At 51.0% G+C, this 22,855-nt stretch carries 20 protein-coding genes and 2 pseudogenes; 7 read left to right on the forward strand and 15 right to left on the reverse strand.

Annotation, left to right across the window (positions count from 1 at the left end):
- On the reverse strand, window positions 1–305 hold a 305-nt coding region (locus ACUU1M_RS05955), incomplete at its 3' end, for a TonB-dependent receptor plug domain-containing protein (protein WP_020231564.1).
- A 264-nt stretch (window positions 306–569) separates the two neighbouring features.
- The gene (mcbA, locus tag ACUU1M_RS05960; RefSeq protein WP_000710619.1) at window positions 570–830 is read right to left on the reverse strand and encodes a DUF1471 family periplasmic protein McbA; all 261 of its coding nucleotides are present in this window, start codon (window positions 828–830) and stop codon (window positions 570–572) included.
- 275 nt (window positions 831–1,105) lie between these two features.
- Here mcbA and rlmF point away from each other — a divergent pair, with 275 nt between their 5' ends.
- Complete coding sequence (rlmF, locus tag ACUU1M_RS05965; RefSeq protein ID WP_005073741.1) at window positions 1,106–2,032, forward strand: 23S rRNA (adenine(1618)-N(6))-methyltransferase RlmF; 927 nt, start codon at window positions 1,106–1,108, stop codon at window positions 2,030–2,032.
- Here the strand turns inward: rlmF and ybiO are convergent.
- From ybiO to ACUU1M_RS05995, 6 genes and pseudogenes are all read right to left on the reverse strand, one after another.
- Window positions 2,029–4,254: a mechanosensitive channel protein gene (gene ybiO, locus ACUU1M_RS05970; RefSeq protein WP_119179742.1), complete on the reverse strand. Its 2,226-nt coding sequence runs from the start codon at window positions 4,252–4,254 to the stop codon at window positions 2,029–2,031. The two genes, rlmF and ybiO, sit on opposite strands and share 4 nt — an antisense overlap.
- Window positions 4,255–4,514: 260 nt before the next feature.
- Window positions 4,515–5,237 (reverse strand): glutamine ABC transporter ATP-binding protein GlnQ, encoded by a 723-nt coding sequence (gene glnQ, locus ACUU1M_RS05975; protein WP_000569074.1) that lies wholly within the window; start codon window positions 5,235–5,237, stop codon window positions 4,515–4,517.
- Window positions 5,234–5,893: a glutamine ABC transporter permease GlnP gene (gene glnP, locus ACUU1M_RS05980; protein WP_152028889.1), complete on the reverse strand. Its 660-nt coding sequence runs from the start codon at window positions 5,891–5,893 to the stop codon at window positions 5,234–5,236. Before glnP ends, glnQ begins: the two co-directional genes overlap by 4 nt.
- A 138-nt stretch (window positions 5,894–6,031) precedes the next feature.
- Window positions 6,032–6,778 (reverse strand): glutamine ABC transporter substrate-binding protein GlnH, encoded by a 747-nt coding sequence (glnH, locus tag ACUU1M_RS05985; protein WP_000843866.1) that lies wholly within the window; start codon window positions 6,776–6,778, stop codon window positions 6,032–6,034.
- A gap of 403 nt (window positions 6,779–7,181) precedes the next feature.
- A complete protein-coding gene (dps, locus tag ACUU1M_RS05990) occupies window positions 7,182–7,685 on the reverse strand; it encodes a DNA starvation/stationary phase protection protein Dps (RefSeq protein ID WP_000100800.1) in 504 nt (167 codons plus the stop codon).
- Window positions 7,686–7,983: 298 nt separating this feature from the next.
- Window positions 7,984–8,540 (reverse strand): annotated as a pseudogene (locus tag ACUU1M_RS05995) (EamA family transporter).
- Between the two features lie 234 nt (window positions 8,541–8,774).
- Here ACUU1M_RS05995 and ACUU1M_RS06000 point away from each other — a divergent pair.
- On the forward strand, window positions 8,775–8,840 hold the full coding sequence (locus tag ACUU1M_RS06000) for a protein YliM (RefSeq protein WP_120795379.1): 66 nt from the start codon (window positions 8,775–8,777) through the stop codon (window positions 8,838–8,840).
- 52 nt (window positions 8,841–8,892) lie between these two features.
- Window positions 8,893–9,408, forward strand: coding sequence for an outer membrane protein OmpX (gene ompX / locus ACUU1M_RS06005; protein WP_001295296.1), 516 nt, complete (start codon window positions 8,893–8,895; stop codon window positions 9,406–9,408).
- Window positions 9,409–9,456: 48 nt separating this feature from the next.
- On the opposite strand, the gene opgE is transcribed toward ompX, so the two are convergent.
- Window positions 9,457–11,040: a phosphoethanolamine transferase gene (gene opgE, locus ACUU1M_RS06010; protein WP_001054699.1), complete on the reverse strand. Its 1,584-nt coding sequence runs from the start codon at window positions 11,038–11,040 to the stop codon at window positions 9,457–9,459.
- Window positions 11,041–11,311: 271 nt separating this feature from the next.
- Entirely contained in the window at window positions 11,312–11,440 is a 129-nt protein-coding gene (gene mntS, locus ACUU1M_RS06015; protein WP_001001761.1) for a manganase accumulation protein MntS, read from the reverse strand.
- Between the two features lie 185 nt (window positions 11,441–11,625).
- Between mntS and mntR the strand changes: the two genes are divergently transcribed.
- A complete protein-coding gene (gene mntR, locus ACUU1M_RS06020) occupies window positions 11,626–12,093 on the forward strand; it encodes a manganese-binding transcriptional regulator MntR (protein ID WP_000091022.1) in 468 nt (155 codons plus the stop codon).
- On the forward strand, window positions 12,090–13,208 hold the full coding sequence (locus tag ACUU1M_RS06025) for an anion transporter (protein ID WP_000056433.1): 1,119 nt from the start codon (window positions 12,090–12,092) through the stop codon (window positions 13,206–13,208). Before mntR ends, ACUU1M_RS06025 begins: the two co-directional genes overlap by 4 nt.
- A 57-nt stretch (window positions 13,209–13,265) precedes the next feature.
- Here ACUU1M_RS06025 and ldtB read toward each other — a convergent pair whose 3' ends face one another.
- Complete coding sequence (ldtB, locus tag ACUU1M_RS06030; protein WP_001056377.1) at window positions 13,266–14,186, reverse strand: L,D-transpeptidase; 921 nt, start codon at window positions 14,184–14,186, stop codon at window positions 13,266–13,268.
- Between the two features lie 218 nt (window positions 14,187–14,404).
- Here ldtB and ACUU1M_RS06035 point away from each other — a divergent pair, with 218 nt between their 5' ends.
- Window positions 14,405–15,997: an ABC-F family ATPase gene (locus tag ACUU1M_RS06035; RefSeq protein ID WP_000961469.1), complete on the forward strand. Its 1,593-nt coding sequence runs from the start codon at window positions 14,405–14,407 to the stop codon at window positions 15,995–15,997.
- Window positions 15,998–16,237: 240 nt separating this feature from the next.
- Here ACUU1M_RS06035 and ACUU1M_RS06040 read toward each other — a convergent pair.
- The 4 genes and pseudogenes from ACUU1M_RS06040 to ACUU1M_RS06055 form a co-directional block, all read right to left on the reverse strand.
- Window positions 16,238–17,498, reverse strand: a pseudogene (locus tag ACUU1M_RS06040) (DUF1479 domain-containing protein).
- Between the two features lie 151 nt (window positions 17,499–17,649).
- Entirely contained in the window at window positions 17,650–18,465 is an 816-nt protein-coding gene (gene ybiV, locus ACUU1M_RS06045; RefSeq protein WP_000114270.1) for a sugar-phosphatase YbiV, read from the reverse strand.
- 145 nt (window positions 18,466–18,610) lie between these two features.
- Complete coding sequence (locus ACUU1M_RS06050; RefSeq protein WP_000209308.1) at window positions 18,611–21,043, reverse strand: glycyl radical protein; 2,433 nt, start codon at window positions 21,041–21,043, stop codon at window positions 18,611–18,613.
- A 5-nt stretch (window positions 21,044–21,048) separates the two neighbouring features.
- Window positions 21,049–21,948 (reverse strand): glycyl-radical enzyme activating protein, encoded by a 900-nt coding sequence (locus ACUU1M_RS06055; RefSeq protein ID WP_000576964.1) that lies wholly within the window; start codon window positions 21,946–21,948, stop codon window positions 21,049–21,051.
- Between the two features lie 130 nt (window positions 21,949–22,078).
- On the opposite strand from ACUU1M_RS06055, the gene fsa reads away from it, so the two are divergent.
- Window positions 22,079–22,741 carry a fructose-6-phosphate aldolase gene (fsa, locus tag ACUU1M_RS06060; protein ID WP_005067242.1) on the forward strand — a complete coding sequence of 221 codons (663 nt, stop codon included), beginning with the start codon at window positions 22,079–22,081 and terminating at the stop codon, window positions 22,739–22,741.
- Window positions 22,742–22,855: the final 114 nt, after the last annotated feature.

Genomic DNA, 22,855 nt, shown 5'->3' on the forward strand with positions numbered 1-22,855 from the left:
CCCACGCCGGGGACGTTTTTGAGCGCGTCGGTAAGGTTGGTTGCGCCCTGATCTTTAATCACTTGTTCAGAAATCACCGTCATCGTGCGGGTAGTATCCGCTACCGGACGCGAGAATTTCGGATCGGCAGATTGTTGTGGCGCATAAAGCGAAGGCGTTGATGCTTCGACAACCAGCGTGTCATCCGCGTTAGCTTGCCCTTCGGCGGCGAGTGCCTGTGCCACAGGCGTAATACCAATACAAAGACCGGCAAAGAACGTGAGCGAATGAAATTGTCTGGCAGGGAAATTGCGATTGTTTTCCATTTTGCAGGTGACTTTTTCTTATATGTTGAAATTTTCACTGCCACGAGAAAGCATCTCTGCGGATGCGATGCCACTGTTAATCCCGTGATAGTGTTCGTGCAAGTGATAATAATTTTGATAAGCATTATCACTTGGCGCGATTTTCTATCACCCATTGCGCGAAAAAGAAATACATTTATTTACATTGCGTTCATATTTGATGTTTTTTGATTACAAAACAGGCGAAAACTGCATCCAGAGGCGAATGCAGTTACGTTGGTGGGGTTATTTGTAGATGGTTGCAGTACCGAACATCTGGTCATTTCCGCCTGCGGAATTAATGACATAACCTTTCGCGCCTTGTTCGCGCGCTTTTTCTGCCAGTTTATCCTCCAGATCGCTTAGGTTTGATGCGCCAGTTGCCGAAACGGTACCGGCGGGCCGTAGCTGACCGCTGTCCAGGTTACTCATCGGTTGCGCGGCATAAGCCGTGAGAGAGATTCCGCTCAGGACGGTGGCAATCAGTAGTGTGAGGCACTTTTTCATAATGACATCCTCATAAATACAACGGGTAGTGCCTGATAAGTGTAGGTCGCCTGCGCGATGCAAATGACGCAAAAAATTGACAGAGATATGCTTATTTTTTGAACGATATATTTTTACAAAATAAGACAAATCAATGACATGCATAATGCTGATTTTTATGATGAATTGCCATAAACCATAGCCATGTTAAGGTTTTGGGGAATGATAAACGCAGCCAGATATTTACCCTGTCGCGTTATGCGGGTATCTTACGCCGCTGCTTAAAGGAGAATGCTATGTCCGCCCAGAAACCGGGGTTGCATCCGCGCAACCGTCATCACAGCCGCTACGATCTCGCCACGCTTTGTCAGGTCAATCCTGAACTCAGGCAATTCCTCACGCTTACACCCGCAGGGGAGCAAAGCGTAGACTTTGCCAATCCGCTGGCGGTGAAGGCGCTCAATAAGGCATTGCTGGCCCATTTTTACGCCGTAGCGAACTGGGATATCCCCGACGGTTTTCTCTGCCCACCAGTACCGGGCCGGGCGGATTATATTCATCACCTTGCCGATTTACTGGCTGAAGCAAGCGGAACAATTCCAGCGAATGCCAGCATTCTGGATATCGGCGTTGGTGCGAACTGTATTTATCCGCTGATTGGCGTACATGAATATGGCTGGCGTTTTAGCGGTAGTGAAACCAGCAGCCAGGCGTTAAGCAGTGCGCAGGCGATTATCAGTGCTAATCCGGGGCTTAACCGCGCCATTCGTCTGCGTCGGCAAAAAGAGAGTGGGGCGATTTTTAACGGCATCATCCACAAAAACGAGCAATACGACGCGACCTTGTGTAACCCGCCATTCCACGATTCCGCCGCTGCGGCGCGGGCAGGTAGTGAGCGTAAACGCCGTAACCTGGGGCTGAACAAAGACGATGCACTGAACTTTGGTGGTCAGCAACAGGAGTTGTGGTGTGAAGGCGGTGAAGTCAACTTTATCAAAAAGATGATTGAAGAGAGCAAAGGCTTCGCGAAGCAGGTGATGTGGTTTACCTCGCTGGTATCTCGTGGTGAAAACTTACCGCCGTTGTATCGTGCTCTGACCGACGTGGGCGCGGTGAAGGTGGTAAAAAAAGAGATGGCCCAGGGGCAAAAGCAGAGTCGCTTTATTGCCTGGACCTTTATGAACGACGAGCAGCGCCGCCGTTTTGTTAATCGCCAACGTTAAAGCGTTGGCTCCCCCGGCGGCAGCGGTTCAGCCGGGGTCGCGCCCGGAGCAGGCAGCACCTGATAAGTCTGCACTGGCGCGCGAACGCCCGCCAGGTCGAAATGTTTTTTCACTTGGCTGTCGAGGGCAAAGCGTACCGTCCACTGTTTGAGTGGCAGCGTGGTGAACGAAACACGCAGTGTAAACGCGGTATTGCTTAAGCCGACAATCCCGGCAAAGTTCGGTTCACCAATAATCAGCCCGCGAATTTCTTCGTTTTCCATCAATTCCGTTACCGCATCTTTCAGTGCCTGATTGGCTTTATCAGCATCTTCATGGCGATCAACATCGTAGTTTGCCACTACCGAACCAATACCGCGGACGAAGTTAGCAAAGGTGGTTATCGAAGACCACGGAATGATGTGATACGCCCCGGTATCCTGGCGCACGCCCACGGAGCGAATCGACATCCGTTCCACTGTGCCGGTCAACGGCCCGATAGTCACCAAATCTCCAGTGTTCATGCCGTTTTCAAACTGAATAAATACCCCGGTGATAATATCTTTTACCAGCGTTTGCGAACCAAACGAGATAGCCAGACCTAATGCCCCGGCACCTGCCAGCAATGGCGCGATATTGACGCCGATTTCCGACAACACAATCATGATGGTGATGGTACTGATAATCACCGCCAGCGCGTTACGGAACAGCGTCAGCAGGGTACGCGTACGGGCGCTGGGTAGCGGGCGGCCATGAATATCCGAAGCCAGCCGGTTTTCGATCAAACTGGCGAGCACCGTCCAGCCAACCGCCGAGAAGAAAAGAATGAGTGCGATGCGGATCAGGATATCTACGGTTTTCTGCCCCGCGCCGTTTTGCAGCCAGTTCCAGAAATCGAACAATCCCCATGCGCTCAACAGCAACATTACTGCCACGCAGACGGTCAGAATACGCGCCGTTTTCAGCGCCGCCGAAAGCCAGCCATTCAGCCGTTTTTGTAGCTCCGGATAGTTACGCTGAGTATGTGGCGAGAGGGTGATGGTTTTCGCCAGCCAGCGGGAAAACATACCGGAAACAAACGCTGCGATACCAATAATCGCCAGGCTGCGCACCGTTGCACCCATCATAAATTTCAGACTGTTGCCCGGATCGAACAACGAAAAGAAAAACAGCACGATAAAATAGGCGCTTGCCAGCCAGTGCCACACCAGCGCAAAGGCGCGGATAAACAGGCTGAAAAAAGCCAGCGAATGCTCCGCAAAGTTGAGCAAATGCTGGGTAATCTCTTTTTTATTTCGGAAGATCAGGTACAACGCCCAGACGGTCATGCACAGCATAATGATGACGTTCGCCAGCGCACCTATCTGTACATTCACCTGATTAGAGATAATCGGCACGGCCACAATCAGGCCATAGCCAATCAGGCTGCTTAACCAGCTCAGGCGACGACTCCAGTAACGGGCGCTCTCGTCCTGAATCGTGAACGGGCGCAGCTCCGCCACGTTTGGGCAAAAAATCAGGCGTAGTACGGCTTTGAAAAATTCAATCAGGGCAAAGGCGTTGAGAAACAAACTTTGTTGGAAAGCGATGGTACGACTGCCTGCATTCAGGTTGTCGCTTAATACCTGGCCGACAAATAATGTCAGGGCCAGTAACAGCAGGTCGATAATAAACGCCCCAATAATCATCGCCGGAAGCTGCAACCAGTTGCTGCGCTCACGATTTTTTTGCCTCGCCCACTGACCCATTTTGCGATACAGCGGCAGTGCGCACAGGCGAATCAGCCAGTAAAAACCAAAAACTAATACCGCTAACATTGAAAAATGGCTCAGCGCATTGCTGAAGGTTTGTGGATTAAATGGCTTATGCGGGGAGCCGGTGATATTGCGATAAAGTTGCCCGAAGCGGGCGGAAAGGGCTTCACCATAATGGCGGCTGACTTCGGTGACCTTTTGCAGCACGGTTTGCTCTTCAACCAGCGTCGGCGGCACGATCTTCGGGACCGGTTCCGCAGGGGGCGTCGCGGCGACAGTACGCAACTGGTCGATCAACTCTTTACGCGAGGTGTCGTTATCCAGCACATCCGCCAGTGCGCCATAGGCCGCTTTTTTTTGTTCGATATCCGGTTCCGGGGCCGGTTCAGTCGTTGAGTCCGTTGTCGTTGTGGTTGTAACGCCGGGTATGGATACCGCGTGGGCAGGTGCGCCCAGCAGGCAGAAGAGGATGAACAGGATCCACCGCATGACTCCTCCAGTGAGAAAACAGAGCAAAAAGATAAGTATAGATGCTGGGGGAGGGGCGATTTTAAATGAGAGGAATCTGGTGTGCCTCCCTTTCGGGTGAAAGGGAGGAAGGGATATTAAGCAGGTTGCTGACAACGTGCGGGCTTTTTTGCCGGATGCGGCGTGAACGCCTTATCCGTCCTACAAGTTCATGCAATTTTAATAAGTTGCCAGATATCCTGTAGGCCTGATAAGCGTAGCGCATCAGGCAATGTGTCTTATTAAGAGACGTGCTGCAAAAATTCCTGCAAGCGCTGGCTCGGCGGGTTCTTGATCAACACCTGCGGATTGCCATCTTCCGCAATCCGGCCTTTGTCGATAAAGATCAGCCGCGAAGCTACTTTCTCGGCAAAACCGATTTCGTGGGTCACGATCACCATCGTCATCCCTTCTTCAGCCAGATCCTGCATAACCTTCAGCACTTCATGGCGCAGTTCCGGGTCAAGAGCGGAAGTCGGTTCATCAAACAGCATCATTTTCGGCTTCACCGCCAGCGCGCGGGCAATCGCCACACGCTGCTGTTGACCACCAGAAAGTTCGGAAGGGTAGTGATGTGCACGTTCTGCCAGACCGACTTTCGCCAGCAGCTCACGCGCCAGTTTTTCCGCCTCTTCTTTGTTCGCGCCACGCACGCGTAGCGGACCAAACATGACGTTTTCCAGCGCCGTTAGATGCGGGAAGAGGTAAAACTGCTGGAACACCATACCTGCTTCCTGGCGAATCAGGCGCTCGTCAACTTTCGGAGCGTTAACCTTCAGGCCATCGACAATCAGATCGCCGGAGGTGATTTCTTCCAGTTTGTTGATGCAGCGCAGCAGGGTCGATTTACCGGAACCGGACGGCCCGATAATCACCACGACTTCGCCTTGGGCAATGTTCAAATCGATATTGTGCAGCACCTGGGTTGGGCCAAAGTGCTTGGAGACGTTTTTAAATTCAATCACAGGATTTTCATCCTTCTTTCCAGACGACGCAGAATAAAGCTCAGCACCAGGGTAATAATCAGATAGAACACCGCCACGGCGCTCCAGATCTCAAGGGCGCGGAAGTTACCGGCAATAATTTCTTGCCCCTGACGGGTCAGTTCCGCCACGCCGATAACAATAAACAGCGAGGTGTCTTTAATGCTGATGATCCACTGGTTACCCAGCGGAGGCAGCATACGACGCAGTGCCAGCGGTAAAATGACGTAGCGAATGGTTTCCCAACGTGAAAGACCGAGCGCCAGTCCTGCTTCACGAAAACCTTTGTGGATAGACAGCACCGCACCACGCGTGATTTCCGCAATGTACGCGCCGGAGTTGATCATGATAGTGACCACCGCCGCAGTAAATGGGTCGATGCGTAAGTCGTTAAACGCCATCGGCAGGGCGAAATAGATAAACATCACCTGGACGACGATAGGTGTGCCGCGGATCACTTCAATAAAGACCTGCGCGACGTGGTTGGCTATCCAACCACCGAAGGTGCGTGCAAAACCTGCCAGCAATCCGATTACCAGACCGCCAGCCAGACCGAGGACCGAAATCCACAGGGTCATTTTGGCACCTTCAATCAGAAGCGGAATGGCAGGCCAGATGGCACTCCAGTCAAACTGCATATGTTGTTCCTGTTACCGTGGTGTAAATAATCAAATTCAGGGTAATTAATGGCCCCGGAGTGGGTTTGCGCCCCTCACCCTAATCCTCTCCCCAAGGGGGAGAGGGAACTGCCAGTGCGCTTTACAGGTGTAGCGTTATTATTTCGGTTCAGTACCGAACCATTTTTTGTAGATTTCGTTGTAAGTTCCGTTCTCGCGCAGGGTTTTCAACGCGCCGTTGACTTTGTCACGCAACTCGTCGCTACCTTTCGGGAACGCAATACCGTATTGCTGCGCTTCCAGAGAGTCACCTACCGCTTTGAACTGACCGTTACCGGCGGTTTTGATGAAGTACAGAATGTTTGGCGTATCGTGCAGAACGGCGTCTGCGCGGTTGGTGCCCAGTTCCATATAGGCGTTATCGATGTTCGGGAACTGACGCAGATCTTTAGTTTTGATGTTTGCTTTCGCGTAATCAACGGAGCCAGTACCGCTCTTCACAGCAACCACTTTCCCGTCGAGATCTTTCACGCTTTTCACATCGTTATTGTTAGCTTTCACCATCACTAACAGGCCGCTTTTGTAGTAGCCGTCAGAGAAATCGATCGCTTTTTTACGCTCGTCGGTGATGGTAATGCCCGCCAGCGCCAGATCGACGTTTTTGGTTTGCAGTGCCGGAATGATCCCACTGAAATCCATCGGCTTCAGTTCGTAATCCAGCTTCAGCTCTTTAGCGATGGCAGCCCACAGATCAACGTCAAAGCCCACATATTTATCGCCCTGTTTAAATTCAAACGGAACGAAGGCGGTATCCGTCGCGACAACTAATTTTTTATCCGCGGCATGAGAAGAAACCGCAAAAGCCAGGGTCAGTGCAGCCAGTGAAACTTTTAATACAGACTTCATAGCATTTCCTTTTTTCTATCCACGGGACGATCCCCTGCGTGACATTCACATATATGAAAAAATCGTGCCAGTTTTGCAACTCATTGATTTTTCGAGATGCGGCAAAAACGTGATGCACGATTTATAGGGCAATACCCTGAAGATGCACCATTCTGGGGCACCAATCTGGTGCGCTAAAATGGTGCACTCAACACAGTGATTATTTAGCGTAAAACCTGATGAAAAAACAATCTTTATGTAACGATTGTGTGATGATGTGGATACAAAAAATTTACTTAATCAGCTGGAGATAGCAGATGGATGCACTAAATAAGTGCGTTGAGGTGGGCTGCAAAACAAAACGGCCTCCTGTCAGGAAGCCGCTTTTATCGGGTACTAAAGTTCTGCACCATCAGCGATGGATTTATTCGATGTTAGACTCGATAAACCACAGGAATTTATCCAGGTCGCGAGACGCGGCGGTCAGGATATCTGCGGTGTCGTCATCTTTCGCTTCGCCAATCGCTTTGCGTACGTCATTAGCGACGATTGCGTAACGGTCAGCCAGTTCTTTCAGGTGATCCTGAACGTTGTGGATGTCCAGCGGGTAACTTTTCAGCGGGGTTTTGCTGTTGATAACTTGAGTGGTCCCCAGAGCTACACCGCCCAGCTGCACGGCACGTTCTGCCATGGTATCCAGATGATCGATCAGTGCGGTGCGGAAGCCATCCAGCATTTCATGTACGGCAATGAAGTTAGCGCCGCGCATGTTCCAGTGCGCTTGTTTGGTAATCAAAGAAAGATCAATAAACTGGATAACCTGGCGATTCAGCAACTCTACTGTTGCTTTTTTCTCGCTGTCGGAGACATCGTTGCGGGTATAAAGCAGATTGGTCGCTTTTGATTTAACTAATTTAGCGGTACTCATAATTTCATATCCTCTTGATGTTATGTCCCAGTAATTAACGAGACTAAGTATAGCACCGGCTATGTGTTCCGCTATTCTGGCTGTTCCTATCACACTAATAGTGGTAACAAGCGTGAAAAACAAAACTAATAAAGATTCAATGAGTTAGATATATTGATAAGAACAATTCTTATTTATCTGCTCGCCAGGAATTTTCGGAATAAATATGCTTTTGCATAATTCGATATATAAAGACGGTGTAGAGGAAAAGTAGCGAGAAATTCTGCATGGTTATGCATAACCATACAGAAATGTAAATTTAATTAATGTCTAATTCTTTTATTTTGCTCTCTTTGCGTACTGTCAGCGTAGACCCCATTGAAGCGGCGATGATAGCGCCGAGCGCCAGCAGCTGTATGGGGGTCAGTGTTTCTCCGAGGAAAATCATCCCGGAAACGGCAGCCAGCGCCGGTTCCATGCTCATCAGCGTACCAAATGTCCGTGTTGGCAAACGGGTGAGGGCAATCATTTCCAGCGAATAAGGCAGAGCGGTCGAGAGAATAGCGACAGCCAGACCCAATGGAATAACCGACCAGTGCCAGAGTGCTTCACCAGCCTGAAGCGCTCCAATTGGCACGAAAATTAACGCTGCAATCAACGAACCAATTGCCACCGTCGCAGGGCCATGTTCCGCTCCTGCGCGTTGCCCACTTAAAATGTAGTTCCTAATGCCAGACGCAGCGCAGTGACACCCGGTGCGCCCACCAGAGGAAAAAGTGACTTAGCTAACGAGGCTCCACCCTGAATAGACGCCATGGCAACGAGCAATATGACTATTGGTAACCAGACCGGCATTTTACGTAATGAACCAGGCATCCTTTCTCCCACAAATATCTAGACTTAAGTAAAGCGTGGAGTGTACTGGATATACCCAATGCTGGTTGAGCATTTGTTGAAAAAATTTTCCCCCGTTTTGACTAAAATGCGCCAGGATTGATGGAATCATTAGTCTGGTGATTAGGAATAATCTGGATGAATGACAGGGAAAACATGCGTAATACTTACGCAGTTCTCTGAAAAAGTGATTTAAATTTAGATGGATAGCGGTGTATGGAAACGTTCTGTTACATGAAATGGCCCGTTAGACATCACAAATCGCGAAGAGTTTCCCATTAATTTTTGATATATTTAAAACTTAGGACTTATTTGAATCACATTTGAGGTGGTTATGAAAAAAATTGCATGTCTTTCAGCACTGGCCGCAGTTCTGGCTTTCACCGCAGGTACTTCCGTAGCTGCGACTTCTACCGTAACTGGCGGTTACGCACAGAGCGACGCTCAGGGCCAAATGAACAAAATGGGCGGTTTCAACCTGAAATACCGCTATGAAGAAGACAACAGCCCGCTGGGTGTGATCGGTTCTTTCACTTACACCGAGAAAAGCCGTACTGCAAGCTCTGGTGACTACAACAAAAACCAGTACTACGGCATCACTGCTGGTCCGGCTTACCGCATTAACGACTGGGCAAGCATCTACGGTGTAGTGGGTGTGGGTTATGGTAAATTCCAGACCACTGAATACCCGACCTACAAACACGACACCAGCGACTACGGTTTCTCCTACGGTGCTGGTCTGCAGTTCAACCCGATGGAAAACGTTGCTCTGGACTTCTCTTACGAGCAGAGCCGTATTCGTAGCGTTGACGTAGGCACCTGGATTGCCGGTGTTGGTTACCGCTTCTAATCACTTTGGTGATATAAAAAATCCGCCTCTCGGGGCGGATTTTTGTTTTTAAGGTTTCGGGTCGAAAATATCGGTTCCGAGATGGTTGTAATCCACCTTCTGTAACTGGAAGTTGGTGATGTATATCGGCCCGGCTTTCTTCTCAGATATAAACGGGTATTTGATATTTATTTCCTTCGCTTTAATTCCCGTCCACTGCGAGAAAAAGCCTAAGAAGTCATTGGCTGAGCGGCGGGCTTTAATCACCCGATGCGCTTTATCGCCGCTGGAAATGACCATAAAAGGCACCTGGAAATTTTGCTGATATTTATCATCATGGGCAAGGTATTGCACGTCTTTGCCGCGCTCTTTAAAGGCCAGACCGTGGTCAGAAAAGTAAACCAGAGAGAAGCTACTGCCGCTGTTGCGTAACTGATCGTACAGCTTGCGCAGTAAATCGTCCGTTTGCGTCATGGTATAGAGATAGCACGACGTTTCTTTCGATTGCACAAAGGTTTCGTATTTGCCTTGTGTCCTGTCGCAGGCCTGCGGATGCGAGCCCATCAGATGCAGAACAATCAGCTGCGGTTGCGAGTGCTCTTGCGCCAGCACTTGAGCGGTCATATCCAGTAACGCTTCGTCTTTCGTGTTTTTATCTGCTTCAAAATTACCTTCTTTCAGGAAGTACACTTCATCTGCACGTTTGGCGATGCTGGCGATAGCAGTATCGTATTCGCCGATTTGGCCCTGGTTGGAAAACCACCAGGTCTGGAAGCCCGCGCGATTTGCCAGGGTGACAAAGTTACCCTGAAACTGTGGTTTGCCATCGACTACGCGATTGAGCGTTAAGCCAAGCGATTTCTGCGTAGAGCCACTGGCGGCAATGTAGTCAGCAAATATCAAACCGTTAACGCTGCTGGCAAACGGGGTATTGTCCCAGTGACCGCCAAAGGCACCGAGGGCATCGCGACGCGCGCTTTCACCGATCACTACCACATAGGTCTGATACTTCGGCTTAACGGCAGTGACCGTCCAGGTATCTTTCATTCCGGAAAGTTTTGCCATCCGTTCTTGCTCTTCAATCACCTCGTTATTATTGACGATGACATCCTTAGCAAAACGAAATACCGGATAGCCAGTATCTTTCAGTTTAAATACGCCACCCCAGGCCAGGTTTTGCACGGGAGCAACAAAAAATGTCGCCACACTGAATACCAGACACAGGCTGTCGAAGGTATTCCAGCGCGCTTTTTCATTCTCTTTTTTTCGCCTGATTGCTATTACGCCGAGCGCAAAAATAAATAAGCCGACCAGGTAGCTGTACCACGGAAAAATCGTCAGGATTTCGGTCGACTCTTCCATATTGGTGGAGTGCAATGCCAGCAATGTATTGAAATTAGGCGCGCCGTAGGCCTGAGCAAAAGGGAAATAACAAACCGCCACCAGCGAACTGACACCGACCAGAACTTTTTGTACGCGAGGCAATGTTCGCCATAGCAAAAGCAAAATAGCCGTAAACGCAGCGGTGTAGAGCAAACTGAAGGGGTAACCTAAGCCGAGGTTAATTAATAGCGACTGTAAAAAGTAGAACGCAGTCCACGGGCTAAATACCCGGCTACGGGTAACAAGCGATTCTTTGAGGGTTAAATTCATATGCCACTATCGTAACAAACGCCATGTGCTTACCCTGGCGTCAAGGGTCAATACCTGCAAGAGTGCGTGAAGAGGGGAAAGGGGTCCGCATCCGCGAGCCGCAATATACGCAGGGCAGCAAGAAGATAGAGCGAGCCGCCGTTCAGGTCAACTACTGACGAACAAATCTTTTGCGAAGGGGATTGCAAATCCGACAAAAAGTGGGTTTTTTCAGACCAAAACGCGTTATGCCTGCATAAAAGCAGGAGTGAAGCGGCGTACCGCGACGCCGCTATTTATCTGAAGGTTTATCTTGCTGCGGTTTGTTGTTGACCATATCGCACAACATAGAGAGCAGCATTAACCGTACTTTAAAGGGAGAATGACTAAACACGCGCATACACCTCTTGAACTCATTCATAAGACATCCTGACTTGCTAATCCCGTCGATCCTTGAGGGATGATTGCATTACATACAGATATAGCACAGGCTATATTATATAGCTATTGCTAAAACGTTAATTTTTTGTACCTTCGCAACTCTGGTTTACAATGTGCGCACGAAATGAGAACGCTATGTATGCGTCACCATAATGAGGAAGCACAATGAGTCGTCGCGCAGGTACGCCAACAGCAAAAAAAGTGACGCAGTTAGTGAACGTGGAAGAGCACGTTGAAGGGTTCCGCCAGGTCAGAGAGGCGCATCGGCGCGAGCTTATTGATGATTACGTTGAGCTGATTTCTGACTTGATCAGGGAAGTGGGGGAAGCTCGTCAGGTGGACATGGCTGCTCGTCTGGGAGTTTCGCAACCGACGGTGGCTAAAATGCTTAAGCGGCTGGCAACCATGGGGCTGATTGAAATGATCCCCTGGCGTGGCGTGTTTTTAACGGCAGAAGGAGAGAAGCTGGCGCAGGAAAGCCGCGTGCGACATCAGATAGTCGAAAATTTCTTGTTGGTGTTGGGCGTCAGTCCGGAAATCGCCCGTCGCGACGCGGAAGGCATGGAGCACCATGTTAGTGAAGAGACGCTCGACGCTTTTCGTTTGTTTACCCAGAAACACGGTGCCAAATGAGCCTGCCTTTTTTACGCACGCTGCAAGGCGATCGTTTTTTTCAGTTATTAATTCTTGTTGGTATCGGATTAAGCTTTTTCGTGCCCTTTGCACCGAAATCCTGGCCTGCTGCTATCGATTGGCACACCATCATCACCTTAAGCGGCCTGATGCTGCTGACCAAAGGTGTGGAGTTAAGCGGTTATTTTGATGTGCTGGGGCGCAAAATGGTGCGCCGCTTTGCTACGGAGCGTCGGCTGGCGATGTTTATGGTGCTGGCGGCGGCGCTGCTTTCTACCTTTCTGACCAACGATGTCGCGCTGTTTATTGTTGTTCCGCTGACTATCACGCTAAAAAGACTGTGTGAGATCCCGGTTAATCGGCTGATTATTTTTGAGGCGCTGGCAGTCAACGCTGGTTCGCTACTGACGCCAATTGGCAACCCGCAAAATATTCTTATCTGGGGACGTTCTGGTCTTTCGTTTGCCGGATTTATTGCCCAAATGGCACCGCTGGCTGGCGCAATGATGCTGACACTCCTGCTGTTGTGCTGGTGTTGTTTCCCTGGAAAGGCGCTGCAATACCATACGGGGGTGCAAACACCGGAGTGGAAACCGCGGCTGGTGTGGAATTGTCTGGGGCTGTATATTGTCTTTCTGACGGCGCTGGAGTTCAAACAAGAGCTGTGGGGACTGGTGATTGTGGCGGCGGGCTTTGTGCTGCTGGCGCGTCGCGTGGTGTTGAGTGTGGACTGGACGTTGCTGCTGGTGTTTATGGCGATGTTTATCGACGTCCATTTACTGACCCAGCTTCCAGCGTTGCAAGGCGTGTTGGGTAACGTGAGTCATTTATCTGAACCCGGGTTATGGTTAACGGCAGTCGGTTTATCGCAGGTGATCAGTAACGTGCCGAGTACCATTTTGCTGCTCAATTATGTACCTCCGTCTTTATTACTGGCATGGGCGGTAAACGTGGGGGGCTTTGGTTTATTACCAGGATCGCTGGCAAATTTGATTGCGCTACGTATGGCGAACGATCGCCGCATCTGGTGGCGTTTCCATCTCTATTCAATACCGATGCTGTTGTGGGCGGCGCTGGTGGGATACGTTTTGTTAGTTATGATCCCGGCCTGGTAAGGTCTGGCAAATAAAAAAGGCGGATTATGAGTCCGCCTTTGTTTTACGTTTTGACGATTAATTCAGGCGAACCGGCATCCCGGAACGATTTTTGATCGCTTCATCAAGAACAACCTGGTCAACATCTGGCTGACCGGTCACTGTCTGCACGCTCTTCGTCAGGGTAATTGGCACGATTTCCTGACCTTCAAACTGGGCTTCGGTGGTAGACAGCGGGTTATGGACTTCAATATAACGGCTGCCGTCTGGCTCGGTGGTCGCTTTTACCGGCTCATCAATAAACTGTACGCGGGTACCGACCGGTACTTTCTCGAACAGGAATTTGATGTCTTCGTTACGCAGACGCACACAACCATGACTTACACGCAGGCCGATACCGAAGTTGGCGTTGGTGCCATGGATAGCATACAGGCGACCGATGTAGAGTGCATACAGACCCATCGGGTTATCCGGACCTGCCGGAACGACAGCCGGTAGCGGTTCGCCCGCAGCGCGGTACTCTGCGTGCATTTTGGCGGTCGGCGTCCAGGTCGGGCCTGCTTTCTTATGCTCAACTTTGGTGGTCCAGTTGATAGGCGTATCTTTGCCTAACTGACCAATGCCGATCGGCAGCACGATAACGGTGTTGGTCCCTTTCGGATAGTAATACAGACGCATCTCTGCACTGTTAATGACGATGCCTTCATGAACGGTATCCGGCAGGATCAGCTGCTGCGGAATGTTCAGTACAGTACCGCCTTTCGGCAGGAAGGTATCCACACCCGGGTTCGCTTCCATCATATTGGAAAGCCCCATCTGGTACTCCGCGGCAAAATACTCCAGCGGCTGAGTGTTACCTTCAGGAATGGTGATCACCTGATTCTGACCAACCAGGCGACTCCCGTCGGTTGGCAGAGGATAAGTTACCGCAGAGGCGGTACTGCAAAAGCCGACAACAGCGAAGGCCGCTGCGAATAATGTTTTCAATTTCATATTCATGTTAAGCGAGATTTTGTGCCTGGCAGGCCATTGGGTTGAGAATATTAGAGTATTGGAAGCGCATTATAAGTTCATTCCAGCTCACAGTGAAATCAGATGTGTACGAAATCACATTTTTTGCCTTTGGCTTGAGTGTAGACCTTAAGCGAGGAGCAGGATCTTCTTTCAGACTTATGGCATAATGCGCGGTTTGTCATATCTCTTTTCAGGATACGCCTGTGTTAGTTTCCAGTAACGTCACCATGCAGTTCGGCAGTAAGCCGTTGTTTGAAAACATTTCCGTCAAATTCGGCGGCGGCAACCGTTACGGCCTGATTGGCGCGAACGGTAGTGGTAAATCCACCTTTATGAAGATTCTCGGCGGCGACCTTGAGCCGACGCTGGGTAACGTTTCCCTCGATCCCAACGAGCGCATTGGTAAGCTGCGTCAGGATCAGTTTGCCTTTGAAGAGTTCACTGTGCTGGATACGGTGATCATGGGGCATAAAGAGTTGTGGGAAGTGAAGCAGGAGCGCGACCGCATCTATGCTTTGCCGGAAATGAGTGAAGAAGACGGCTATAAAGTGGCCGATCTGGAAGTGAAATACGGCGAAATGGACGGTTACTCTGCGGAAGCTCGCGCCGGTGAACTGTTGCTTGGCGTGGGAATTCCAGTGGAACAGCACTACGGCCCGATGAGTGAAGTAGCTCCTGGCTGGAAGCTGCGTGTGCTTCTGGCGCAGGCGCTGTTTGCTGAGCCGGATATTCTCCTGCTCGACGAACCGACCAACAACCTCGACATCGATACCATTCGCTGGCTGGAACAGGTGCTGAACGAGCGTGACAGCACCATGATCATCATCTCGCACGACCGTCACTTCCTTAACATGGTCTGTACCCACATGGCGGATCTGGATTACGGCGAGCTGCGCGTTTATCCGGGTAACTACGATGAGTACATGACGGCGGCGACCCAGGCGCGTGAACGTCTGCTGGCCGATAACGCCAAGAAGAAAGCGCAGATTGCTGAGTTGCAATCTTTCGTTAGCCGCTTTAGCGCCAACGCCTCGAAATCTCGCCAGGCAACTTCGCGCGCGCGCCAGATTGATAAAATCAAACTGGAAGAGGTGAAAGCCTCCAGCCGTCAGAACCCGTTCATCCGTTTTGAACAGGATAAGAAACTGTTCCGTAACGCGCTGGAAGTGGAAGGTCTGACCAAAGGGTTTGATAACGGTCCACTGTTTAAAAATCTCAACCTGCTGCTGGAGGTCGGTGAAAAACTTGCGGTACTGGGTACCAACGGCGTCGGTAAATCAACGCTGCTGAAAACGCTGGTGGGCGATCTGCAACCGGACAGCGGCACCGTAAAATGGTCTGAAAACGCGCGCATTGGTTACTACGCCCAGGACCACGAATATGAGTTTGAAAATGATCTGACCGTGTTCGAATGGATGAGTCAGTGGAAGCAGGAAGGCGATGACGAGCAGGCGGTACGCAGCATTCTCGGTCGTTTGCTGTTCAGCCAGGACGACATCAAAAAGCCAGCTAAAGTGCTTTCCGGTGGGGAAAAAGGGCGGATGCTGTTTGGTAAGTTAATGATGCAGAAGCCGAACATTCTGATCATGGACGAACCGACCAACCACCTGGATATGGAATCCATCGAGTCACTGAACATGGCGCTGGAACTGTATCAGGGCACGCTGATCTTTGTTTCACACGACCGTGAGTTCGTAAGCTCCCTGGCGACCCGCATTCTGGAAATCACCCCGGAACGCGTGATCGACTTTAGCGGTAATTACGAAGATTACCTGCGTAGTAAAGGGATCGAGTAAGTGATTATCCGTCACCCCGATACTGTCGGGGTGACGACGGCTGATGATAAATGCAAAATAGCCTGATGCGCTACGCTTATCAGGCCTACGCAGTACCTGTAATATATTGAATCTGCAGGACTTTGTAGGCCGGATAAGGCATTAACGCCGCATCAGGCATTAAGAAAGCGCACTTGTCAGCAATCTGAGTAACGTCGAATCGATTTTCTTAATCCCACATCAATTCACTTCCATTAACTCTCAAACATCCATGCCCAACGCTCGCTTACCGTGAATGTTGAGGTCGGCAAGCGTAAAGCGTCCTTCCCAGTTTGTTTCATAGTCCTCGCGCGGGAAGTCGCCCGGCGATGCGCCTTTTTCCAGTGCGGCCTTCACCTTGTGCGCGTAGGCAAGATTTTTCTCGCACATCGGTGCCGCAGGAATGTACATCACGTTGCCCCTGTTGATTTTCAACGGGGGCAACGGAATGGATGACGTCGCAGTGCCACCAGACGGAGTCTCCGGCCTCGAGTTTTGGAATGCTGGTTAACGCCTCAATTAACAGTGGATGCCATTGCTCTGATACCGGCAACACTCTTCCGGGCGCTACGCCGCACAGTTCATCCTCCGGCACATCATCAAGCAGCGGACGTAACAGTACGTACGCCATGGCTTCAGGAATGGGCACGACGTGCAGCAACCCCTGACCAGGCAGCATATCCGAGAGCGCAGTCCAGCCCTGGAATGTCCGAAACACGGAACATTTGGTGGTGTTGTCCACCGTGTACTCTTCAACTTCCGTACGATGTGCCGCATGCCAGGGATCGTATTTCGCCAGATTGTCATTAAAGACGTTGGCGAAAACGTGCTGATACGCTGGAAGCAGCCAGCGTTCCAGCGCCCCGGAGTCGGTATGCGCTCCAAGACCTTTGGAGGTCGTTCCGGGCGGAAGGCGGCGGATACGGTCAGGGTAGATGACGCTCACATCCGGGTTAAACCATTGCTTTCCATCACTTTCAAATGTCCACAGACGATTGAGAAACGACTGCGCATTCGCCATTTCTTCACTCTGGCGGGCCTGCATTTGCGCCTGCGACCAGTAGATGGGGTAAATCTCGGGACGTGAAGCGCTGAGCGTCCCGAAGAAATTATCGCCGGGGCCTTTGTAGACCTCGTCAAAGCGGTTGCGGTTCAGATAGTCCAGCATCGACTGATCCCAGCCTAGCGCTTGTTCGCGGGGGAAATGGCCTTTTATCACCGCACAACCGCGACGTTTAATCTGTTCGCGCTGCTCTGCAGTAACATGACCTGCTTTGATATCGGCATAAGACAGCACCGGCCAGACGGCATCGCCCTGTGCTTTGAGTGCGTTGATTTCAGCCACTCGCGTGGCAATGTCATCGCTTAGCTGATTAAAGATCTGCTGGACATCGCCAAGCTGCGCCCGCAGCGCGTGCTTCATCTGACGGATAGCTGCTTTGTGATCGGCAGGCAATGTGTCGCTGGTAAAAGTAGAAGCCATAACCACCTCGCATTAACTTTCATTCGAAACTATGATGATTTGCATGTGACAATACAAGTTATAAATAAGTTAATGCAAGTTTAATGATTTGATGTGATGTACAGGATGTAAAAAGAAGGGAAAACCGGAGCGCATGGCTCCGGTAGAGAGGTCAGCTGTTAAAAGGGGATGTGTTATCCAGCACAGCCTGAATCACATTCAGCGCGCCTTCATGATTATTATCATCGGTAGCGTAACGGGCGATTTGTTTAATGTTTTCCGCAGCATTGCCCATCGCAAAGGAATAACGCGCCATTTTCAGCATCTCCGCATCGTTACCGCTGTCGCCAATCGCTACCACATTTTGCGGTGACAGATCCCAGCGTTTCAGTAACCGCGAAATACCGTTTGCTTTATGTAGACCGGGAATAATCAGGTCGATAAAGCCAAAACCACTGGTGACGGGTTTCATAATGCCATCCAGCGCTATGTGTAGTTTGTCGATCACTAACGGGATTTGTTCATCCGGCAGGTTGAGCGAAAACTTGAACAGTACGTCGTCAATCTCCTGATAATCTTTTACAGGTTTCAGGCGATGGTAGTGTTTTGCCATCAGTGCGACAAATGCTTCGGGGGCATTTTCGCTGACATATGCACTTTGCAGACCGCAGGCGACAAAATTGAGTTGCTTATCTTTTAGCAACTCGCCAATAACAATCCGCGATTCATGTCGGGTCAGTTCGCCGTGGAACAGTTGCTTGCCATGTTCGTAAACCAGTGCGCCGTTTTCCGCGACAAAAGAGATCTCATCCTTTAGCTCAGGAAAGAACGAAATAAGCTGGTAATACTGATTACCGCTGGCGACAACGAACTTAATGCCGCGCTTTTTCAGTTCCTGATATTGCGCCATAAAACGTGGTTGGTTGTACGTTTTGGCGTCGTTAAGAAAAGTACCGTCCATATCTGTGACGATAACTTTTACGCTCATAGGTGTGCTCCTGGCTCGAAAATGAAACCGTAACAGTGTAATAACAATGTGACGCAGAGCACAAATTATATTTCGAATGAAAGTAAGGATGAAATTGATGATGTGAATGATTTAGCCCGGCGACGCCGCAGCCGGGCCGAAGAGATTACAGCATATGTTCAGTACGGGCGATGATATCGTCCTGAGCGTCTGGAGAGAGCGCGGTGAAGAAGGCGGAATAACCCGCGACACGCACTACCAGATCGCGGTACTGATCCGGATGTTTTTTCGCCTCCAGCAGCGTTTCGCGGGAAACGATGTTGTACTGAATATGCCAGCCTTTATGCACTTCAAAGAAGGTACGCAGCAGGATCATCAGTTTCTGCTTGTCAGATTCGTTCTCCAGCGTTGCCGGATTCAGTTTCTGGTTGAGCAACACGCCGCCGAGAATCGCTGCCGTAGGCAGTTTACCCACTGAGCCAATGACCGCAGTAGGGCCGAGATGGTCAGTACCAGAGGCCGGACTAGCGCCTTCTGCCAGCGGGGTGTGGGCTTTACGCCCGTCCGGCGTTGCCATAGTTTGCGCGCCAAACGGTACGTTAGCGGAGATAGACGACGTACCCGCGTAATAGTTGCCGCCAACCGGACCACGACCGTAGCGTGGGTTATGGTACTGTTTCAGTTCGTCGATATAGGTCTGATAAGCGCGAGCCAGCAGCGTATCGACGGTATCATCGTCGTTGCCGTACTTCGGCGCACCGTTAATCAGCCGCTGACGCAGTTGCTCATGAGTCAGGCCATCGAAGTCATCCGCCAGTGCGGCAGCCAGCTGTTGCTGACCAATCGCGCCCTGTTCAAACACCAGTTTCTTCACTGCCGCCAGGCTGTTGCCGAGGTTGGCAATACCGACCTGCAGGCCAGAAACCCAGTCATATTTCGCGCCGCCTTGCTTGATACTTTTCGCTCGCTCAATACAGTCATCCACCAGCGCCGAGCAGAGAATATCGTGCACGTTCTCTTCCAGCATGGTGTCGACGACATATTCGATTTCGATTGATTTACGCGTGTAGTAACGGATTTGCGTATCCCACGCGTCCATCACTTCATCGAAGTTGTTGAAGTTACCTGCCGACAACGCTTTTTCTTGTGGCAGGAACACTTTGCCGCTGGTGGCATCACGCCCGCCTTCCAGCGCCGCCAGCATCACGCGGGCGAAGTTGATAAAGCTCATGCCGGTACAGCGATAGCCCCATTTGCCACCGACGGCGGTTTCTATACAACCAATCGCTGCGTAGTCATAAGCGTCCTGCGGTTCAATACCGAGTTTAATAAATTCCGGGATCACGATTTCGTCGTTGTTGAATGCCGGCATCCCGAAGCCGCAGCGGATCACCTGTACGCAGGCGTCGAGGAAATCGTTACTCATTCCTGCATGGTAACGCACGCTGAGGTTAGGCTGAGTGGAACGCAGGCGACCGCAGGATTCGAGGATCGCGTAAGAGAGTGGATTCACCGCGTCCATTGGTTGACCATCAACCAGATTTTGTCCGCCAATGGTGACGTTCTGATACAGCGGACTTCCCGCAGAGGCTTTTGAGTGGGAGCCGGAGCGGATTTTGTTCACTTCCAGCAATTTCAACCAGCAGCTATGCAGCAATTCGATGGCGTGTTCGCGATCCAGCGTCTGGTTCAGTTCAACGTCGCGGCGATAGTACGGGTAGAGATACTGATCCATACGACCAAACGACACCGAGTGACCGTTAGATTCAATCTGCAAAATCAACTGGATGAAGTAACACAGTTGCAGCGCCTGCCAGAAAGTCTGCGGCGGCTGGTGGGCGATAAGATCGCAGTTTTCTGCCATCGCCAGCAGTTCATCGCGACGGCTTTCGCGGGTTTCGGTCGCGGCCATTGCACGCGCCAGGGCAGCGAAACGTTCAATGTGTTCACTGACTGCCACCAGCACGATATCAATCGCTTTCAGGAACTGTTCGCCGTGCAAATCTTCCAGCACTGTCAGATTGATGCGCGAGCGACGTTCCGCTACTTTCTCACGCAGACCATCAAGCCCTTTTTCCAGCAGCAGCGGGAAATTGACCGCCAGGTGCGCATCGCCGGAGGTCATATTGCCTTCCGCTTTAATGATGCCGGTCGCCAGCAGACCTTTTTGCTCATCGGTAAATATGCCATAGCAGCGATCCTGTACCGTCTGACCGCGCCACCACGGGCACACTTCATGCAGAACACGTTTGTTCTCTTCGCTCACCGCAAAGCCAGCACCGGGACGATCTGCCAGATCATCAATCTCTTTTTCGATCCACGAGACAGTATATTCCGGGAAGATCGGCGCGGCGCGAACTTCGCTTGCCTGGTTGCCAATGATCAACTCATCGTGTTTGATCCAGATGGTGCGATTCGCCAGGTGATGCGCCAGTGCCAGCGCGCGACGTACCGGGATCGGCTTATCGAGATGTTGTTGATACATCTCGGTATAGTGCTGCGCGCGCTCGGTACAGACTGGCGGTTTCACAATATGCACCAGCGCATTTTTGTGCGCTTTAATGCGGTCGCTGAGCGTGTCCAGTTTCAGTGTGGTCATGGTTGTTATCCTCGTAAGGTCGCGGTTAACCCTTTCTGGCAGGCATACTGCTGGGCAAAATCGAGCAGCTCTGGCGCATCAAGCGGTTTTTCCGGGGCGTCATAGGGCAGATTAAGTAAGTGATATTTGTTGATGCCCAGCGTGTGGTAGGGCAGAAAATGAATTTCGCCAACGTGCAGCTCGTCGGCGGCAAAATCGGTAATGGCTTTTACAGAGGTTTCGTCGGCATTAAAGCCCTGAATCAGCGGCACGCGGATAATGATTTTTTTGCCCGCTGCGGCGAGTTTTTTCAGGTTATCCAGCACCCTGGCGGCGTTACCGTCGGTCCACTGTTTAAACGGCGCGTCGGCAACGTGTTTTAAATCGGCAAGAAACAGATCGATATAGGGCAGAGAAGGGGCGATATATTTCCACGGCACATGCAGACAGGTTTCTACCGCAGTATGAATGCCTGCCTCGTGGCAGGCTTGCAGCAGCGCCGTCGCCATTTCCGGCTGCATGAAGGGTTCACCACCCGAAAGCGTTAAGCCGCCGCCGCTGCGATCGTAAAACGGTTTATCGCGCAGAACGGTCGCCATGATCTCCTCAACGCTTTTCACTTCACCACACACGGTTAACGCCTGTGTCGGACAGCAGTCGGTTAACGCCGTCAGATGCTCCGGGGTTAACTTTTCCCGATGAATAAGCAAACCATTCAGCGCGCGCTCAATCACTTCCGGCGCGGCCTTAGCGCACAGCTCGCAGCCTTCCAGACACAGTCGTGCGTCATACAGCAGATCCTGCGTACGGGCGCGGCTTTCCGGGTTCTGACACCAGCGGCAGCCCAGCGAACAGCCTTTAAGAAATACGACCGTGCGGATACCGGGGCCATCATGGGTCGAGTAGCGCTGAATATTGAAAATCATAGTTGCCTCTCTGTTTCGTTCAAATATTAAAATACTTTCGAATGAAAGTTAGATTGATGTGCGTCAACTGTTCAGAGAGTTTTCCCGTGATAGTCTACATTCAGACAAAAAGTACATTTTGAGGATGGTTATGGAACTGTATCTGGATACTTCAGACGTTGTTGCGGTGAAGGCGCTGTCACGTATTTTTCCGCTGGCGGGTGTGACCACTAACCCAAGCATTATCGCCGCGGGTAAAAAACCGCTGGATGTTGTGCTTCCGCAACTTCATGAAGCGATGGGCGGTCAGGGGCGTCTGTTTGCCCAGGTAATGGCTACCACTGCTGAAGGGATGGTGAATGACGCGCTTAAGCTGCGTTCTATTATTGCGGATATCGTGGTGAAAGTTCCGGTGACAGCCGAGGGGCTGGCAGCGATTAAGATGTTAAAAGCGGAAGGGATTCCGACGCTGGGAACCGCGGTATATGGCGCGGCACAAGGGCTGCTGTCGGCGCTGGCAGGTGCGGAATATGTTGCGCCTTACGTTAATCGTATTGATGCTCAGGGCGGTAGCGGCATTCAGACTGTGACCGACTTACACCAGTTATTGAAAATGCATGCGCCGCAGGCGAAAGTGCTGGCAGCGAGTTTCAAAACCCCGCGTCAGGCGCTGGACTGCTTACTGGCAGGATGTGAATCAATTACTCTGCCACTGGATGTGGCACAACAGATGATTAGCTATCCGGCGGTGGAAGCCGCTGTGGCGAAGTTTGAGCAGGACTGGCAGGGAGCGTTTGGCAGAACGTCGATTTAACCGGACGTTCTGCATCCTCATAAATTGCTGATGACGTGGCGGAGTGCACCGATGCCTGCCGCGCTTGGAAATCTGTGCCCGAACCGTAGGCCAGATAAGGCGTTCACGCCGCAT

The organism is Shigella sp. SIG6 (assembly GCF_053555815.1).

Bases quoted from the DNA above. Each gene is read 5' to 3' on its own strand.
- mcbA (WP_000710619.1), bottom strand. From the start codon at position 830: ATGAAAAAGTGCCTCACACTACTGATTGCCACCGTCCTGAGCGGAATC.
- rlmF (WP_005073741.1), top strand. From the start codon at position 1,106: ATGTCCGCCCAGAAACCGGGGTTGCATCCGCGCAACCGTCATCACAGC.
- ybiO (WP_119179742.1), bottom strand. From the start codon at position 4,254: ATGCGGTGGATCCTGTTCATCCTCTTCTGCCTGCTGGGCGCACCTGCC.
- glnP (WP_152028889.1), bottom strand. From the start codon at position 5,893: ATGCAGTTTGACTGGAGTGCCATCTGGCCTGCCATTCCGCTTCTGATT.
- glnH (WP_000843866.1), bottom strand. From the start codon at position 6,778: ATGAAGTCTGTATTAAAAGTTTCACTGGCTGCACTGACCCTGGCTTTT.
- dps (WP_000100800.1), bottom strand. From the start codon at position 7,685: ATGAGTACCGCTAAATTAGTTAAATCAAAAGCGACCAATCTGCTTTAT.
- ompX (WP_001295296.1), top strand. From the start codon at position 8,893: ATGAAAAAAATTGCATGTCTTTCAGCACTGGCCGCAGTTCTGGCTTTC.
- opgE (WP_001054699.1), bottom strand. From the start codon at position 11,040: ATGAATTTAACCCTCAAAGAATCGCTTGTTACCCGTAGCCGGGTATTT.
- mntS (WP_001001761.1), bottom strand. From the start codon at position 11,440: ATGAATGAGTTCAAGAGGTGTATGCGCGTGTTTAGTCATTCTCCCTTT.
- mntR (WP_000091022.1), top strand. From the start codon at position 11,626: ATGAGTCGTCGCGCAGGTACGCCAACAGCAAAAAAAGTGACGCAGTTA.
- ACUU1M_RS06025 (WP_000056433.1), top strand. From the start codon at position 12,090: ATGAGCCTGCCTTTTTTACGCACGCTGCAAGGCGATCGTTTTTTTCAG.
- ldtB (WP_001056377.1), bottom strand. From the start codon at position 14,186: ATGAATATGAAATTGAAAACATTATTCGCAGCGGCCTTCGCTGTTGTC.
- ybiV (WP_000114270.1), bottom strand. From the start codon at position 18,465: ATGAGCGTAAAAGTTATCGTCACAGATATGGACGGTACTTTTCTTAAC.
- ACUU1M_RS06050 (WP_000209308.1), bottom strand. From the start codon at position 21,043: ATGACCACACTGAAACTGGACACGCTCAGCGACCGCATTAAAGCGCAC.
- ACUU1M_RS06055 (WP_000576964.1), bottom strand. From the start codon at position 21,948: ATGATTTTCAATATTCAGCGCTACTCGACCCATGATGGCCCCGGTATC.
- fsa (WP_005067242.1), top strand. From the start codon at position 22,079: ATGGAACTGTATCTGGATACTTCAGACGTTGTTGCGGTGAAGGCGCTG.